A 19112-nucleotide genomic window follows, 5' to 3' on the forward strand; every position below is an offset into this window, starting at 1 on the left:
TACTAAATTTTTTTAAAATAAATTATATTGAACATTTATTTTATTGATGTTATAATGAAATCAAATAAAGTGCTACACTTCATAGTACAATTTACAAAATTCTGCAGTATATGTTTTAAATTTTTGTTCTTTTCCTGCCATTAAAAAATGCACCTCCTCTAAAAGTTTAGTAAAGTTCTTTTTTAATTTTACTTACTTTTTGGGGTGCAGTCTTAAAACAACCCTTTTTATTTAACAAGAGTTGTTTTTTGCCGCTTCATCGTACATGATACAAAATTTTGTTATCATTTAGTCATAAGCGAAACTTAATTTGTTTCTAATTACTTAATTTTATTAAAAACCTCAAAATAATGTATACTACCGGAATAATGCCAATTGCATTAATTAATTGTAAGGATAATAAGTATATCTTTTTTTGAAAAACTAATTTTTTAGATGTCTCAGGCAATCCAAAAGTTCCTGTTGTTAACCAAACAATTCAATTATCAAAAGAAACAATTGACAAAATTCCAACTCATCGTCGTTCGTTGCCAATTAAGTCTAAGCCACCGATTGAAAAAGTTCCTGTAGTTCAAGAAAAGAAAGTTGAAACATTAAAACCAATTCCTGAAGCAACAACTAAATTAGAATTAGAGGCGGCAAGTAAAATTGAAATTCCAAATAATGATAAAAATAAAGATGATAATGATATTAAAGAAAAACCTATTGATTTGCCAACTGAATTAGTGATACCATCACCATCAATTGAAGGTGAAACTATTGCTTTGGCAAAAAAATGGAACCCTATTCCATGACATCAATGCGTAAAATTTTACATACTATTAACCGAAAAATGCAATTAAAAATTTGAAGTTTAATTGTTATTTTAGTAATATCATTTGTTGGTTTTGGCATTGGTGGATGACAATTATGACAACACTTTGCAAACACTGCAAATAATGAAAATAGTTGTGGAGGTGTTAGTGAACGAACTAATATTACTTTATTAGGTGGTGATTTAAGTAAACAAGTTATTGAAATTGAAGATTCAAATAATTGGATGGATTTATACGGTGCTTTATTAACCTTAGAAATTGGTTCCAAAAATGATGGGAAATTAGAGCCACAACTGTTAGAAGCAATTAAAGATCCAGCTACTACTTTAACTTTTAGTAGTGAACGTTTTGACGAAGATAAAACAGCCTATGCAGCTACAATTATTATTAATGCAGATAATGCAACTAATTTTTATGGTATTACTAATATTGCAATCCAAGCTAAGTCAAAACGAATTAATATTATTAATTTGGGTACAAATTTAACAGATACTCCTGTTTATATTTCAAGTGATATACCTAAAGATATTTTATCAGCTATGATAGCAAATTCAGAAATTTAAAATAAGTTATCACCAGAATCATTAGCGTTGTTACAAACGGCGCAAAAAGATGAAAATTTATTTCTAAGAATTGATGGTAGTGTTAATAAAACACCTGGTGCAACATCTGATGTGCAATTAGTTATTTTAGCGGATAAATCAAATCTTTATAAAGAAACAGCTTGATTTTCTTTGAAAGTAAAATGAAAATTATAACAATTAATTTTTAAACTCATTATTATCTATGAGTTTTTTTATTTTTAAAAAGGATTTCTTGTAATTTACAAGTTAATCTAAGATAGGAGGAAGATAGGAGAGATGTATGCTTCAATTTATGGAACAGTTCAGGAAATTAATGCAAATTTAATTTATTTAGAACATAATAATTATGGTTATGAAATTAATTTAGTTACAAATAAATTATTTGAGTTTAAGAAAACAATGCAGATTAAATTATATACTTTTTTAGTAGTAAAAGATTATTTTCAATGATTTGGTTTTTTAGATTTAGCAACAAAAAAAATTTTTTGTGATTTATTAACAATTCCAACAATTGGAGTTAAAACTGCTGTTAAATTATTACAACAAATTAGTGTGGAATATTTATTAACTTTAGTTCAACAAAATAATTTACATCAAATTGAGCAATTACGAGGATTAAAAGTTCATAGTGGTCGAATTTTATTTAATGCATTACAAAAAATTTATTTCACAAAAAAATATAATAATTTACAAAATAAAGTTATTAATTGTTTAAAAACATTAGGTTATTCTTTAAAAACTATTTATCAAACAATTAATGCAATTAAACAACCACCAAAGCAACTTGACCAATATTTAAAAATAGTTTTAACAGCAATCAGCAAAAATGCAGTTACTTAATTTTCGTCCTGATAATTTTGAAACATATATTGGTCAAGAAAGTATTAAAACAAATTTAAAAATTATGATAGCAGCTAGTCAAAAACAACAGTTGCCTTTAAAACATATGCTTTTTATTGGCGGTAGTGGTATGGGAAAAACAAGTTTAGGATATTTAATTGCCAATTTATTAAAACAAAAATTACATCTTTTACATGGACCAAATTTACAAAAACCAAGTGACCTTATTACTTGTTTAACGCAAATTAAATCCTTTGATTTAGTTTTTATTGATGAAATTCATGCTATTAGTCAAGAAGTAAGCGAAACATTATATCCGGCTCTAGAAGACAATTGCTTAAACTTAATTTTAGGAAAAGATTATAATACTAAAAATGTAACATTATGATTGCCACCGTTTACATTTTTATCAGCAACAACTTTGTTATATCAAATTCCACAACCATTATTGAATCGTTTTACAACTGTTTTTTATTTTGAAGAATATAGTAATTTTGAAATTCAACAAATTTTAAATAATTTATTTTTACAAGTTGGATTAGTTTTACCAGCTAATGAATTACAATTACTAACAAGTTATACTCGTAATAATCCCCGCACCACTTTGCGGTTATTTTATCGAGTATATGACTATTTGATTGTTAATTCTCGTTCAATTGATCTTGACTTTTTAACATAAATTTTAACTAATTTAAAAGTATTTCAAGATGGGTTAGAATGAAATGAAGTTAATTATTTAAAACATATTTATCATCTTTTCCAACAAAAACCAGTTGGTTTAGGAACATTAAGCCAAATTTTAAATGAACCGCTTTTAACAATTACCAATAATTTAGAACCATTTTTATTAAAAAAGGGCTATTTGTTAAAAACCCCACGGGGGCGGATATTAACATAAAAAGCAATTGAATTTTTAAAAAAATTAACATAAATTGCTTAATTTTTTAAATAACTTAGTTATAATAATAGTTGGAACTAAGGTAGGGTGTAAATATAATGCAAAATCATCAAAAAGAACAACAACAAATTGCTAATTATGTTTTAAAAATGATTAGTTTAAAAACAGTAGATTTAAAGTTATTAAATCGAAATATTACTGAACAGGATGTTATTAATTATTTATTAAAAATAATTTTAGTTGATAAAAAAATTATTGATGTTAGTGATGCTGCTTATTATATTTTTAATATTAAACTTAATCGGATAATTGAATTTATGAATAATCAAAAAATTACTGATCCAGATTTATCGTTAGATGATTTTAAAGATATGTTTATTAAATCATAGGATTAGATAAGAAATAGTGTACAATATATAAAGAAAAGTTGAAAAGTAGAATAGTGGTGTCAAGCGTGGGAAAGAAAGAACAAGTTAAAATAATTAAAGAGCCAAAAGATAAAAGAGCAATAAGTCGATTAATTATCCGAATCGGAACGTTAATTGTTTTAGTTATTGCTATGATTGTTGGTGCGCTTTTTTCAGCGGATAGTTTTCGTTATTCATATCAAACAGGAATTGCTTATTCAGGAGGATATCAAGTTCAAATTGATGTTTTTGACAAAAGAGAACCTAATTATTCACCGGATACTCCAAATGGAGATAGCAAAAAAGGTTTAGAATTATTACGAAATAAATTAGATCCTTTATCAAACCAAAATTTATATTTACAAACATTAGGACGTAATTCGGTTGAAGTTATTGTTGGAAAAGATAGGTTTAAATCTTATAATGACTTAAGTAAAATAATTCAACGATTAGGAGCAATTTACTTAACTGATAATAAGGGAAAAGATTTATTAATTAGTGATAATAATGGAACAAAAGAACGAACACCATTAAGTGATGTTATCTCTGGTTCAACAACAGGAGTTGACCAAGCACGTCGACCAATTATTACCTTACAAATTAAAAATCAACAAAAATGAGATAGCATTATTAATAGTTTAAAACCAGCAGAAGGAGGCGGACAAGCACAGCCATTATATATTTGAACTGATATTGGTCAAATGATTGATGATTTACGCCATGATATTGATAATATACAAGCAATTGCAACTTTTTTTAGTGTTGATATTCGTAGTAAGGTTTCTTCAACAGATTGAACAAATATTTATCATATTTTTGATGTAGAATATTATGATACAGGGACTGCTCGAATTCAGCATGGAAATTTGTTAGATTTAGCATTACGTTATCCAATTTCACAAATTAGAACATGAATGGAAGATAGTCGTTTTCGTTTTACAACAGTACCGACAAATCGTTTATTAATTGATCCAAATGATAAAAGTGCTACAACAAATGCATATATTGATCCATTGCGACCATATTTACAAACAATTATTGAATATAATAGTGTTTTGAACGAAGCATATAAAAAATATATTATTAATTGAAATTCAATTAAAATTGGAACTGGTGCAGCCGAAAATTCAAATCAAATTACAACATCAACCGAGACAGAAGCTCGTCAAATTAGTAACTTGGTTAACGGGGGGCTAAGTGGACTAGAATTTACTATTCGCGGTTATCGTGAAATCCTAACGGTTGTTTCAGCAAATGTGTTTAAAATTTCAATGATTATTTTAGGTGTTCTAGTTTTAGCCATTTTTATTGTATTATTAGTTTATTATCGTTTATTTGGATTAATTGCCGTCTTAACTTTATTGTTTACAATTATTTCAACCTTATATTTATCATCTTTATTAAAGGTTGAAATTTCACCAGAAAGTATTGCTGCCTTAATTATTGCTTTTGGATTATCATTAGAAGGAAACTTGTTGTTCTTTTCACGGTATAAACGTGAGCGGTATGAAAATAACATCCCATTTGAACCAGCAATGAAAATTGCTAATAAACAAACAATTGCTGTTTTTATCGATGCTTTAGTTGTTTTAGTAATATTAGGACTGTCGCTATTTTGAACAGGAACTAATAATATTAAATCATTTGCCACAATTTTATTAGTTGGTTTAATTATTGCAATTATTATGGTTTTTGCCGTAGCGCGTTTAATGTATTGAATTGTCATTAAGTTACATTGACAAGAAAAATATCGTTGGTTAGATGTTTCACGATTTTCATTATGAACTTGATTGTTTAAGAAACAATCAAGAAAACTAGCTACGGATGTTAAAATAGTGGATTCTTCAACAACTGAGCTTCCATCTGATGTTGAAGTAAACCTGCCTGCTAATGCTGAAACAGAATTATCTGCTTCAGCCCCTGTAGAAAATAAAAAGCGTAAACAATTAAAACATGGCAAATGAACCTTTTATAATATTACAAAATGAACCCCAATTGTTGGAATCATTTTATTAATAATTGCCTTAGCAATTGGTTTTGCTGGAAAAGCAAATGTTGCTAATACAATTAAACCAGGAATTAATATTACAGTTAATGAAGACTTGTGAGGAACAGATGGGTCTAAACAAATTCCAGATGAAGTTGCAATTGCCAAGTTAAATACGCAAATTGAAGAGTATCGGCAAATAACACGTCATAATTTTAGTTTTAATATTTATGTGATTAAACGACAAGATAGTGGTAATAGTAACCGTATTTTAATTGTTAGTACAAATATTACGAAGGGTACTTTTGAACGTGAATTGTTATCAAGCATTGCTTCATTTTATGGTGCTAGCCCGAGTGATACATCATTAGCCTTACAACAAACTGATCCAGTTATGGAAGGTTATATCTTAAAAATTGCGGCAATTAGCCTGGCAATTGGTTTAGCATGTATTTTTGTTTATACATTATTCCGCTTAGATTGAGCACAATTTGTTGGAATGGTGTTAGCCGCAATCTTTACGTTAATTGTTACTATTGCAATTGCAATTATTACGCAGTTGTTAATTACCTTTGAAATGTCAATTTCGTTCTTAACGATTTTTGGGTTTGCAATTGCTTTTGGAACAATGGTAATGGTGCGTGCAAAACAAAATAAAAAAGCAATTAATATTCATGAGTATGAAACATTCTTTGCCTATATGTCAGAACATCGTGCTCAAATTAAACGTTTATGTCGTGCTCATAAAGTTTATTATCAAGAGGAATTAAAAAAACTAGCAGTTAAAAATCCAGATTTAAAATTAAAAGAATTGAAAAAACAATATCGTGACCAATTGCACCTGGTAGAATTGGTGGCAAAAGATATTAAAAGTAAAAACCATAAAATCATCCGAGAAATTCAAAAAGAGTTTCGGATCTATAATTATGAACATAACTTTTTACAAAAAGTTGCTAATATTACAATTAAACAAATGTTACAGCACTGTTTAACATTAGGAATTATGTTTGCAATTTTATTAATTACTTTAGCGGCTTTTTCAGGAACATGATTTGGCTTTAATGTTGTTATTTTAATTGGTTTAATTATTGGGATGTTTGCGACATTATTTTTTGCAATCCCAATTTGAGTAGCATTAGAAAAATATCGTGCGTTAAATAAAATCCGTGTTAAAAATTACTTAGATTCACAACGTGTTGAAGTTGATGAACAAGTTGTTGTTGGAATTAATGATTAATTAACCAAGAAAGGAATTTTTAAAAATGGATCTAAAAAAGTTTATTGTTGATATTCCTAATTTTCCAGAACCGGGGGTTATTTTTCGTGATATTACTCCGTTATTAAATAACGCTTTGGCTTTTAAAACAGTAATTAAGCAATTAGCAGCGTATGCTGTTGCTCAAAAAGCAACAGTAATTATTGCCCCTGAAGCACGTGGTTTTTTGTTTGGCCCAGCTGTTAGTTATGCTACCAATTTACGGTTTATTCCTGTACGAAAAGCGGGAAAATTACCCCGCGCAGTTATTGATGTAAAATATAGTTACGAATATGCGGCAAATCAATTAGAGATTCATGCCGGAGATTTACAACCAAATGATCGTGTGTTGATTGTTGATGATGTTTTAGCATCGGGAGGAACAGCACGCGCAATGTGTCAATTAGTTAAGCAAGAACAAGCAACAATTGCTGGTTTAGTTTTTGTGATTGATTTAACATATTTGAATGGTAAAAAAGATTTAGGTTCATATCCAATTAAAACCCTGATTGAATATTAATGCTAAACGCGATATAATTATAATTATTATAAGAAAAAGGGGTTGTTTATAATGGATCGAGATATTAAATACGAAGAAGTCTTAGCCCAAATTAAGTTGTATATTAAAGATGAAGCAACATTAAAGGAAATTCAGAAAGCATATGAGTATGCTGAAGAAAAACACCATGGGCAAGTTCGCAATAGCGGAGCAGCGTATATTATCCATCCATTATGAACAACCCTTTTTTTGGCACAATGGCGAATGGGACCAAAAACTTTAATTGCTGGGTTATTGCATGATGTTTTAGAGGATACTCCTGCTACCTTTGAAGAATTACAAGAATTATTTGGGATTGAAATCGCTAATTTAGTTGAAGGGGTAACCAAAGTTAGTTATTTTGCAAAAGAAAATCGGACACAAATCAAAGCACAATATTTACGAAAGTTATATTTATCAATGGCGAAAGATATTCGCGTAATTATTGTCAAGTTAGCTGATCGTTTACATAATTTAAAAACAATTGGTTATTTAAAACCAGAACGTCAACAAATTATTGCACGAGAAAGTTTAGAAATTTATTCAGCAATTGCTCATCGCTTAGGAATGAAAGCTGTTAAACAAGAAATTGAAGATATTAGTTTTAAAATTGTTAACCCTGTGCAATACAATAAAATTGTTTCATTATTAGAATCAAGTAATAAAGAGCGAGAAAATACTATTAATCAAAAAATTGAAGAATTAAAACAAATTTTAATTACTGAGAAAAAGATGTCTGTAAAAGTATATGGACGTAGTAAATCAATTTATTCAATTTATCGTAAAATGAATCAGTTTGGTAAAAATTTTGATGATATTCATGATATTTTAGCTGTTCGTATTATTACAAATAGTGTTGATGATTGTTATAAGGTGTTAGGTTTTGTCCATCAGCATTATACGCCATTAAATAATAGCTTTAAAGATTATATTGCTACGCCAAAACATAATTTATATCAATCTTTGCATACTACAATTGCGGCTGATGATGGTCTTATTTTTGAAATTCAAATTCGAACTGAAGAAATGGATGAATTGGCAGAACAGGGGGTAGCAGCGCATTGACGTTATAAAGAAGGGGAAAATTATGATATTGCAAAAAAACAAAAAGATATTGATGAACGATTAGATATTTTTAAACGGATTTTAGATTTAGAAAATATTTCAGTACAAGAACGAGATGAAATTCAACAAGAAGTTTATAAACCAGATCATTTAATGGAACAAATTATTCAAAATGATATTTTTTCTTCGTTAATTTATGTTTTAACACCAAATGGGAAGGTTGTAACATTACCATTTGGTTCAACTGTTCTGGACTTTGCTTATAAAATTCATTCTGAAATTGGAGAAAAAACAATTGGAGCAAAAATTAATGGTTTATTTTCGCCAATTTCAACTGTTTTAAAATCAGGGGATGTGGTTGATATTAAAACAGCAGCAACCCAAAAACCAAATCATTCATGATTAGTTGTCGCCAAAACATCATCGGCGTTACAAAAAATTAAGAAGTATTTGAAAAAAGAATTAGTTGAAGTAACTAGTGACGCAAAATCAGTTAATTTAGAGAAAATTAAACAAACAAAGGCACAAATTGAAGAATATATTGCAAAAAAAGATTTAAAATGAAAATTAGTTGATTCAGAAACACAATTAAAACGATTACATGCAATTAATTTTAATAATATTGAAGATTTTTTGTTAGATGTTGCTAATGATGAATATTCTTTAGAAGAAGCAATTAATTTAGTTTATTTAGATCACGAAACAAGTCAAAATGAAAAAATTTTAAAAAAATTACAAGATAAACAATATAAAAAAGCGCAATTAAAAGATGATATCATTGTCCAAGGTATTTCAAGCATTAAAGTTGTTATTTCACAATGTTGTTTGCCAATTCCATATGAAGACATCACTGGTTATGTTTCTAAAGCTGAAGGGATTAAAGTTCATTTAAAAACTTGTTGTAATATTCAAAGCGGTGATAATCAAGACCGCCAAGTTGAAGTTAGTTGAAATGAAGCAGTTTGTAAAAATAAACAATATGATTGTGCAATTCGGATTGAAGCAATTGATCGACCTGCCTTACTAGTTGATGTGACAAAAGTATTAAGTCATTTAAATGCATCGGTTCAAATGATGAGTGCTAATGTTTCTGGTGATTTAATGAATTTAACAATTAAAACAATTATTAAGGTTAGTAATGCTGACCGCTTGCAACAAATTCGGTCATCATTATTAGCCATTCCAGATATTAAAGTAGTAGAACGAGTTATGATGTAATTTGTTAATCACTTCAGAATAAATAAAAAATATCATCTTCCTTGTTTTCTTGGTATAATATACCTATAATTATTTAGAAACATGGAGGAGACTATGGCATTAAAGTCTTGACTAAAATTTAGTACTATATGATTTTTAGCAGGAATTGTAATTATTATAGCTGGAGCAGTTGTTCCAACATTAAATCAACAAGTAACAGCCTTAAAACAAGAAATTATTAATTCATTAAGCGTTAAAGGATTAAACGCTAATCCATTAGAAACTTTACAGGGAGATAGTGCTTATAATATTTTAAATTTTTTATTATCATATGGTTCTTTTCAAGCAGTTTTTAGTTTAAATGGATTTGCTCTTTTTAAATTTTGAGTAATTGATTTATATATTTTTGTTCCTATTTTTACATTAATTGCAGTTGGAACAGCAATTTTTGTTATTGTCTTACTAACAAATATAACAGCAGCACATTGAAAATGAAATGTTCGTTTATTAGTTGGTAAATGAATGACAAGAATTGGTGGCTTTACTTTATATATATCCTTATTTTTAGGATTATTTTTCATTGCCATTGCTGATGGTTTTTCTTTTGTACTGCGTGAAAAACTTTATTGATATAATTTAACTAATGGTCAAGGATTGGCAACTTGAATAAACAATGTACAATATCAACCAAATGTGTTTTCAATATTAGGTTTAATAATTAATCAAGATGGCTTGGGAACGCTTTTTGCGCAAGCACCAACAATTATGCAAGCAGGAGCAGTATTAATTATTTTTGTGATGCCCCTTGCTGTTGCTAATGTTGTGATTGGATTATCAATTCGCATTGCAATTGAATTATTATTACCATCATCAGCAGGACACCGTGGTGGATTTGTAACTAATTTTATGCAATGATTAGGATACATTAATATTTCTTCTCGTCGGGAACTTCGTCAACGCTTAGGAAGCAACATTGGAATGATTTTATTAATGATTGGTTTTATTGTAATTATGATTTTCCCTGCTTTCACATCAACAACTGGGTATGTTAGAGCTAACTGAATTCTTTTAGTAGTTGCGATAGGATTAATGATCATTAGTTTTATTCCCCTTTATTTTATGTTGTTTTGTTTAGCACGTTTACAAGAATTTTCATATAATTTATTAATGTTTGTTCAAATGCTAACATGATTAGTAATTGGTTTATTTTGACAAACATTAATGTGAACAATATTTCGCCAATATTTTCAATATCCAGCCGTTGTGCCAGTAATTACAACTTTCTTCTTTGTTAATATTTTATTAGTTTCGTTTTATTTATTGGTTCGAGGATATCGAAAATAGGCTTTTAGTAAGAACTTCTTTGAAATAAAAAAGTTTTTTTTTCGTTTGGTATGCTATAATCCTATTAATTAATTATGAAAGAGAAGGGAATATTAAAATGACAAAATTTACAGCAAATGCAATTCGAAGAATGTGGTTAGATTTTTTTCGCAGTAAGGATCATTATGAATTACCTTCAGTATCATTGATTCCTGTTTATGATCCGTCATTATTATGAATTAACTCTGGTGTGGCGACGTTAAAGCCATATTTTGATGGGCGAAAAACACCACCATCACCACGCTTGACAAATTCACAAAAATCAATTCGAACTAATGATATTGAAAATGTTGGTTATACAGCACGTCATCATACTTTGTTTGAAATGCTTGGTAATTTTTCAATTGGTGATTACTTTAAAAAAGAAGCAATTATGTATGCTTGAGAATTTTTAACTGATAAAAAATGAATTGGGTTTGATCCTGCCAAATTATATGTCACAATTTATAAATATGATCAAGAAGCTTATGAAATTTGACGCAATGTAATTGGTTTAAGTGATGAACGAATTATTAAAGGTGATAAGGATACTAATTTTTGAGAAATTGGGACCGGACCATGCGGACCTAATACCGAAATTTTTTATGACCGTGGGGAAAAATATGATCCTGGGCAATTAGGATTAAAGTTATTGCAAGATGATTTAGAAAATGATCGTTATTTGGAAGTTTGAAATATTGTTTTTTCACAATATAATAACAATGGTGATGGGACATATACTGACTTACCACGAAAAAATATTGATACTGGTGCTGGATTAGAACGAATTACTTCAATTATTCAAGAAACACCAACTAATTTTGAAAATGATTTGTTTATGCCAATTATTAAAGCGGTTGAAAAATTAGTAAATGGAAAATATCATTATGATGAAACAGCATTGTTTAACAATGATTCAGAACAATTAAAAATTAATACTGCATTTAAAGTAATTGCTGATCATATTCGGGCAGTTACTTTTGCAATTGCTGATGGTGCTTTTCCGGGAAATAAAGATCGCGGTTATGTTATTCGGCGTTTAATTCGTCGTGCTAGTTTATATGGGAAAAAAATTGATTTAACAGAACCATTTTTATTTAAATTAGTGGGAACAGTAGTTAACATTATGCAAGAATATTATTCTTATCTAGTTGAAAAACAACCAATTGTTGAACAAGCTGTGTTAGATGAAGAAAATAAATTTTTAAGAACATTAGAACAAGGAAACAAACTTTTTAATGAAGTTAAAACAAAATATGGTACGATTTCAAAAGAACATGCCTTTCGTTTATTTGAAAGTTATGGTTTTCCAATTGAATTAATTGAAGAAGAAGCACACGAAGCAGGGATTAGTGTTGATCGTGTTGGTTTTGATGAATTATTAGAAAATGCGAAAACAATTTCACGTACTAATCGAAAAGATATTAAAGCAATTCATTTACAAAGCGAACTTTTTACCAAGTTAGATGTTGCTAGTCAATTTGTTGGTTATGAACATGAACAAGTTAATAATACAGAAATTGTCTTTATGTTTGCTGATGATAAACCAGTCACAAAATTAACTAATACAACAGGATATATCATTTTAAAAGAGACACCGTTTTATGCTGAAAAAGGGGGACAAGCTGCTGATCACGGATTAATTTTAAAAGACAATACGACAGCTTATGTTCTTGATGTACAACAAGGTCCAAATAAAAAGCATTTACATTTTGTCAAAGTTGAAGGGACACTTAAGATTGGAGATTTGGTCAATGCGTCAATTGACAGTGATCGTCGTTTTTATACGCGGAAAAATCATTCAGGAACACATTTAATTCATGCTGCTTTACGAGAAGTGTTAGGAAACCATGTTATGCAAACTGGTTCTTATAACGATGATGAACGTTTACGAATTGACATTACACATAATCAAGCAATTACATCAGCGGAAATTACAGATGTAGAAGCTTCTGTTACAAAAGCAATTAAGGCTGCAATTCCTTGTGAAGTTATTTATACTGATATGCAAACAGCATTAGATGTGCATCATGCTTTAGCTTTTTTTACAGAAAAATATGATGCTGAGGTTCGAATTGTTAAATTTGGTACTTATTCTTGTGAACTTTGTGGAGGAACCCATGTGACTAATTCACAAGATGTTGAAGATTTACTAGTAACTGGTTTGGAATCAAAAGGAGTTGGAACATTTCGAATTCATGCTATTACCTCAAATAAAACAATTGCTAGTTATCTAAATGAACAATTTTTAAAAGAAAAAACTGAAGCAATTAATTATTTTGATAAGTATAATCAAGGTAAGAAAGCATTACTTGACCAACGTTTAGAGCAAACTTGAGAACAAATTAGTAATTTAACTGTTTCAAAAACAAACTGAAAACAGTTAAAAGAGTTAGTAGCACAACTTAAAGAAGATTTTAAACATTGACAAAAACAATATGATAATATTTTAATTCAACAATTTGTCAAACAATATAATACCTTGTTACCACAAACTAAAAATGGAATTAATGTTTTAACTCATCAATTTACAGCAAAAGTTGATATTAATGCTTTAAAAGTGTTAATTGATGATTATAAAGTTCGATATCAAAACTTACTAATTTTCTTCGTTGGTGTTAGTGATGAAAAACAAGCCACATTAATTGTTGGTGTTAGTGATGATTTACACGATCGTTATCAAGCTGGAAAAATTATTCAACAATTAAATCCATTATTAGGTTGTAAAGGTGGCGGCAATAATAGTGTTGCTCAAAGTGGTTTTAACAATAAAGACAAAACTTTACTTGTTAAATTATTTGCTGACCCGCTAGAATTTTTAAAACATCATGGCTAAGTATTATTTAGGAGTTGATGTTGGTAGTAAAACACTAGGCTTAGCAACAAGTCGGGGACTGATTGCGACTGGGTATGGTGTTTATCGCTTTCCAAAAAATGATTTTGCACAAGCAGCGCAATATTTAGCGGAGTTAATTACAACAAACCAATTTAGTGATATTATTATTGGCTATCCAAAAAATATGAATAATACAATTGGACCTCGTGCTTTAATGGTTAATGATTTTGTTGATATTTTAAAACCATTATTAGAAGCAACGATAACAATTCACTTAGTTGATGAACGGTTAACAACACGTCAAGCTAATCAAATAATGTTAGAAGCAAATCTTTCGCGCCAAAAACGAAAACAAAAAAAAGATAGTTTAGCAGCGCAATTAATTTTAGAAGCATATTTACAACAGAAATAAAAGAGTCATTCTCTTTTATTTTTTTAATGTTTAATTATACAAGTATTGATATCAAAAGCAAGAAAAAAATGATATAATTTTAGAAAGAAAATTTATTGATGGTTATAATTTAAAAATTTGAGGTAAAATGATGGCTAGTAAGAAATTGAATGAAACAAAACAATTACAAGAAGTTAATAATAATTTAAAAATAAATGTTAATGAAACAATGCTTATTAAAATGTTAACTAAGTCTTGGAAAAAGTCAGAATCATATTTAAAGTTAATGGAAGAATATCAAAATTTGAATTCAAATAGTGCAATTGATTGAAATCAACGTTATGAAAAAGAATATGAAAAATTTGTTAAATTATTATTAGGAGAAAATGCACAATTTAAAAAAACCTCAGGTAAAAAATCATCATTATTTAAAAAAGAATTGGCAAAAAATGCAACGAGTAGCAAGAAAACAATGGGACTAAATCCTAGCCAGTTAAGATTATTGTCAAAACGAAAATTATCGCGAGTTGAAGACTTATTTCCATCGCGAGTTGTTCGTGGTTATCAAGCATCACAAGAAGCAATTGAATCAGAGATAAAACAACCACGTCAAGCTTTTTTAAATAATAATGAATCTGTTTTAGCAAGTTTGCCAACCGAACAAGTTGTTAAGAATGAACTAACCTTAGATGAGAATATAAAGTCTGATAAAGTATTTCCTTCATCAGAAGAAACTGAAAATATTATTAGTAAGTTAAATCCAAATCAGCAACGATTAATCCGACAACGCAATGAACATTATGGACGATTTCAAAGTCAAACACAAGGTTCAAAAAATGACAGTCAAAACGAGGAAATAATTGAATCATTAAAAGGATTTAATGAACAAGTGAAAGAACATGCAAATAATTGAGGATTAAATCAAAATCAATTACAATTGTTATCACGACGAGATAATACTAAACATGATTTTAATCCATATTCAAATCGAGCGAGAGAAGGTTATCATCCAGAAGAAGATTATTCTTTATCAAATCGGGATCTTAAACCACGGTCATTAGATGAAATTAAAGATCAAATGAATTTAAGTAAAAATCAATTAGAATTGTTGTCACGTCGGAATTCACATCCTTCAGAGTGAAAACAACATATGCAGCAAATCATACATAAAAAAAATAAAAATGAGACACCAATTGTGATTAATCCGGAACATGTTATTAAAAAACGTGATCAAATGGTCAAAGAATCATTATCCCGTAGTTTAGGAAAAAATAAGAAACAAATTGGTGGTAAATATATTCGTAATTTTATAAAAGAAGAACCAAAACGAAAACCAATTTTTAAAACTGATCTTTATTTAGAACCTGATATTACTAGACAAATTAATCCATTAATGATAAAACCATCAAAGAAGATTAAGTCAAAATTATCAGTAGAAAAAAATGAAGCAATTGTGCCAAATTTAACTTTCACAAATGCAATTAGTAGTAAGCAAAAGCAACCATTCTTGAATGGAGCTAGTCAAAATAGTGTACCTACTAAAACAATAGGGGCTAGCAATAATCAAACATTAATTGAACAAACACAAAAAAATAAAAATGATTATATTTCAATTATTGATCCTAAAAAACGTCCTAATTTAAAAAAGTTAAAATATGGTAATGATTATGAAAAAAATAATGATAAAGTTTCTAATTTAAAAATAACAAAAAAACAATCTAATTTAATAGCAGAAGTAAATAATCAAACATTTATTCCTACTAAAAGAAAAGACGCAGATTTGACTTTATATACACGGAAAGAATTAAAAGATTATCAAATTGATTATGCTGATTCGACAAAAACACCTGATTTAACAGTTGATTTAACGGAAAATCAATACACTTATGCAGGATATCATCCTCGTGAAATTAGTGAAATTCATCGGCGTCAGTTAGAACAACTTCATCAATGTTTATTAAAAGAAAAATTAATTCAAAAAAATATGCTTAAAGAACGGCGTTATCAAAAAAAACTTAATAATAAAAAAGTAAAACCTAAACCATTACCACGGATTTTAATTGAAAAATATCGTGCTGAAGGAAAAAAGGTTATTGATGGCTTTTTAGTTGAAAACTCTAATAATGAAAAGAGTGAAACAATAAGTAGTAACAATAAGGTGGTGAAGAATTAACAATGGAAAATAAAAAAATCACAACAGCCGAATTAATTCGTAAATATTTTGATGAAGTTGTGACATCAAGTGGCATTGATCCTCAGAAAAGACCTGATGTGGCTTTACAATGAGCGCGAGAGAAAGAATTATGAGCGCAAGAGGCAGATGCTATTGTTCAAAAACAATTATTACAAGCATTAGCAAATAATAATAAAATTCAAATACAACAAGTACAACGTCAACAAGAGTTATCGCTTCGTGATTTACAACAAATTAGATTAAATGAATTAAAAAAACGAGAAGAATATTTGGCTACATTATCAAAACCAGTTAAATTACCAAAGATAAATAAAAAAATATTAAATAGTGAAGTTACTGGATTAGAATTGCAAGCAAAGCCAGTATTTAAAAATAGAAATGACATTAATAAAATTTCAACAGCAGAAGATAATTATGGCACTATTTTTATGCGAGAAATTGGTCGTGCATTGTTAGATGAATATAATATGTATCATCAACCACAAGAACAAGAATCTTCGCTGCTATCAACTGAAAAATCAATAAAAAGTAAGAGGCAGCGTTATCTTCACAAAAAAGGCCCAAAATCAAGCTGATAATCTTTAAGTTAAAAAAAGATATATTATTATAAATAATTTATTAAAAAAAGCAAGGTTTTTAGTAAAAAAAAATTAAAAAAGTGCAAAAATTTTATATAATATATGTAAGTATCAAAAAACGAGAAAATAGATAAAAGAGGAATAGAAAATGGCAAAAGAAAAAGACTCAGAATCTGTCGTAACTTCTCGTGTCAATTATGGAAACATTATTGATTCTGATCGAGATACAACAGAACTAATGAATAAAAAATTAACGCCAGCAACAATCAAGGTTTTATTGTGGCAATTAGATGAAAATAGTGCCGAATACCAAGCGTTAAAACAAAAATATGTTAACGAAGTTGTTGGAACTAAAAAAACAGGTGTTATTCGTTTAAAGGATAAAAAAAGAAATACTTGAGAAGAGCAAAGAGCTAAAAGTAAATTTATTGATTATAGTTATCGGGTTGAAAAAGAAATTCCTGTTTTGCAAAGATTAAAGAATCATAAAGCAAAACAAGCAGTTAGTAAGAAAGCGGGGTCAAAATCAAAGCCTTTCTTACCACAATTTTCACCAGTAATGTCATTATCAGAAGAAATAACAACTATTACAGAGCAAACGAGTATGCCGAAGAAAATGTCTGTTAAAAATGCCAATTATAAAACAGAAAATTTAATGAAACCGCCATCAAAAGATAGTGAGCACATTAATGACCAGTTTTCTACTTTCTCAACCCGAAATCATTTTGATGTTAATCAGGTTAAAAATAAATTAGAATTATCAAACTCGTTTGAAGACGAACCTAAAACAATTATTCGTCGAAAAGAAACAGAAGAAGTAACAACAATTCGTCGTGATTTACGACCAATCTTGGCACAACAAATTTCTCAAATTAAACGGAATGGTTTATCAATTGTTGATTTTGTTGTTGATCCAAATGATAAAATTGAAATTGAAAAAGGAGATGAAGAAATTCTTGTTCGTTTAATTAAACAATCACCAGGTGAAATTAGTTTAAATGAATTTGCTGAAAAAGATATTACTCCGCCAAAAACAAAGCCAGTTAAAATAATTCGGACAGCAGAAGATCCATTATCAATTGAAGAACGATTAATTTTACAATTAGAAAATAAAAGTCGTTTTCAGAAATTGACTGATGCAGAGCAAACGCAATTAGAACAATTAAAAGCAACTTTTGCTGCAAAACTAAATTATAAACAAAGAAAAAAAGATCGAGAAACTGCAAGAGCAAAGAAAGCGATTAATAATCAAACAAACGAAGTAATAACTGATGAACAAGAATTATTGTTTGATGAAGATCTTTACAAAAAAACAAATTATAATCATCGTTATGATGAAACAAAACGGCCAAATATTGAAGAACGATTAGTTTATGATCAAAAAATGACGGAATATTTATTTGAAGTTCGACGTCAATATGAACAAGGATATAATCGTCAAATTTCTCAAGAATTAGCTGATTTTAATCGAGCTATTAACTTATCGCGAGCAATTAAAACTAATGATGAAGAATTAAACGATGCAATTTTAAAAAACCGTAGTGAATCAATTTTCCTATTACGTAAGCATGTTATGCTATTAAACCAAAAGCAATATGCTGAAATTAAATTTCTAAATAAACAAGTGCTTAAATATAAAGATACAAAAGGAAACCTTGAAGAGTTTATTAAACGTCAAAAGGAATTCCGACGGTTATTAAGAATTCGCGATGAAGTTAAAGAAAATCGACAACTTTTAATTGAATCATTAAAGACTGCACCCCAAAAAGTAAGTAAAATTAAAAAAGAACTTTACTAAACTTTTAGAGGAGGTGCATTTTTATATGGCAAGAAAAGAACAAAAATTTAAAACATATACTGCAGAATTTCAAAAAAATACAGTAAAATAAATTGAACAAACATCGCTTACTTATATTGCACAAAAATATAAAGTAAATATAAAAACACTTGATTCATGACAAAGAAATTTTAAAAAAGGAATTTTAAATACACCAAAAGGTCCAAAAGAACCATTTGGAAAAAAAGATTTAAACTATTATAAAGTTGGGTATGAATTATTAAAAAAGCTCCATGACTTTTACAATTAAATAAACAAAAAATAGTATCTTTTATAAAAGAAAATCGTGCTAAATATTCATTAAAATTATTGCTTGATGTAACAGGTT

16 protein-coding genes are annotated in these 19112 nt (G+C 28.4%); all 16 read left to right on the forward strand.

What is annotated here, in order from left to right; all coding sequences use genetic code 4:
• Positions 1-368 precede the first annotated feature (368 nt).
• The 16 genes from D9R21_RS00965 (at position 369) to D9R21_RS01030 (ending at position 18745) form a co-directional block, all read left to right on the forward strand.
• Entirely contained in the window at positions 369-842 is a 474-nt protein-coding gene (locus D9R21_RS00965; RefSeq protein ID WP_126820715.1) for a hypothetical protein, read from the forward strand.
• Entirely contained in the window at positions 800-1378 is a 579-nt protein-coding gene (locus D9R21_RS00970; RefSeq protein ID WP_148108816.1) for a hypothetical protein, read from the forward strand. The genes D9R21_RS00965 and D9R21_RS00970 overlap by 43 nt, the downstream gene beginning before the upstream one ends.
• Positions 1379-1405: 27 nt before the next feature.
• Positions 1406-1573 (forward strand): hypothetical protein, encoded by a 168-nt coding sequence (locus D9R21_RS06835; protein WP_158613836.1) that lies wholly within the window; start codon positions 1406-1408, stop codon positions 1571-1573.
• A 102-nt stretch (positions 1574-1675) separates the two neighbouring features.
• The gene (gene ruvA / locus D9R21_RS00975) at positions 1676-2239 is read left to right on the forward strand and encodes a Holliday junction branch migration protein RuvA (RefSeq protein WP_158613837.1); all 564 of its coding nucleotides are present in this window, start codon (positions 1676-1678) and stop codon (positions 2237-2239) included.
• Positions 2226-2918: an AAA family ATPase gene (locus D9R21_RS00980; RefSeq protein WP_241568628.1), complete on the forward strand. Its 693-nt coding sequence runs from the start codon at positions 2226-2228 to the stop codon at positions 2916-2918. The genes ruvA and D9R21_RS00980 overlap by 14 nt, the downstream gene beginning before the upstream one ends.
• A 57-nt stretch (positions 2919-2975) precedes the next feature.
• Positions 2976-3137 carry a Holliday junction DNA helicase RuvB C-terminal domain-containing protein gene (locus tag D9R21_RS08060; RefSeq protein ID WP_255416592.1) on the forward strand — a complete coding sequence of 54 codons (162 nt, stop codon included), beginning with the start codon at positions 2976-2978 and terminating at the stop codon, positions 3135-3137.
• A 98-nt stretch (positions 3138-3235) separates the two neighbouring features.
• Complete coding sequence (locus D9R21_RS00985) at positions 3236-3526, forward strand: hypothetical protein (protein ID WP_114565089.1); 291 nt, start codon at positions 3236-3238, stop codon at positions 3524-3526.
• Positions 3527-3591: 65 nt separating this feature from the next.
• Positions 3592-6768, forward strand: coding sequence for a protein translocase SecDF, variant type (locus tag D9R21_RS00990; protein WP_241568629.1), 3177 nt, complete (start codon positions 3592-3594; stop codon positions 6766-6768).
• 25 nt (positions 6769-6793) lie between these two features.
• Entirely contained in the window at positions 6794-7306 is a 513-nt protein-coding gene (locus tag D9R21_RS00995; RefSeq protein ID WP_126820718.1) for an adenine phosphoribosyltransferase, read from the forward strand.
• A 51-nt stretch (positions 7307-7357) separates the two neighbouring features.
• Entirely contained in the window at positions 7358-9607 is a 2250-nt protein-coding gene (locus tag D9R21_RS01000; protein WP_126820719.1) for a RelA/SpoT family protein, read from the forward strand.
• Positions 9608-9700: 93 nt separating this feature from the next.
• Positions 9701-10930, forward strand: coding sequence for a motility-associated protein Scm1 (scm1, locus tag D9R21_RS01005; protein WP_126820720.1), 1230 nt, complete (start codon positions 9701-9703; stop codon positions 10928-10930).
• A 97-nt stretch (positions 10931-11027) separates the two neighbouring features.
• Positions 11028-13784 carry an alanine--tRNA ligase gene (alaS, locus tag D9R21_RS01010; protein WP_126820721.1) on the forward strand — a complete coding sequence of 919 codons (2757 nt, stop codon included), beginning with the start codon at positions 11028-11030 and terminating at the stop codon, positions 13782-13784.
• Positions 13777-14196, forward strand: a complete 420-nt coding sequence (gene ruvX / locus D9R21_RS01015; RefSeq protein ID WP_126820722.1) for a Holliday junction resolvase RuvX — start codon at positions 13777-13779, stop codon at positions 14194-14196. The genes alaS and ruvX overlap by 8 nt, the downstream gene beginning before the upstream one ends.
• 130 nt (positions 14197-14326) lie before the next feature.
• Positions 14327-16348, forward strand: coding sequence for a hypothetical protein (locus D9R21_RS01020; RefSeq protein ID WP_126820723.1), 2022 nt, complete (start codon positions 14327-14329; stop codon positions 16346-16348).
• A 2-nt stretch (positions 16349-16350) separates the two neighbouring features.
• Positions 16351-16947 carry a hypothetical protein gene (locus tag D9R21_RS01025; protein ID WP_126820724.1) on the forward strand — a complete coding sequence of 199 codons (597 nt, stop codon included), beginning with the start codon at positions 16351-16353 and terminating at the stop codon, positions 16945-16947.
• A gap of 148 nt (positions 16948-17095) precedes the next feature.
• Positions 17096-18745 carry a hypothetical protein gene (locus tag D9R21_RS01030; protein ID WP_126820725.1) on the forward strand — a complete coding sequence of 550 codons (1650 nt, stop codon included), beginning with the start codon at positions 17096-17098 and terminating at the stop codon, positions 18743-18745.
• Positions 18746-19112: the final 367 nt, after the last annotated feature.

This window comes from Spiroplasma endosymbiont of Megaselia nigra, assembly GCF_003987485.1.
Lineage (GTDB): Bacteria > Bacillota_I > Bacilli_A > Mycoplasmatales > Mycoplasmataceae > Spiroplasma.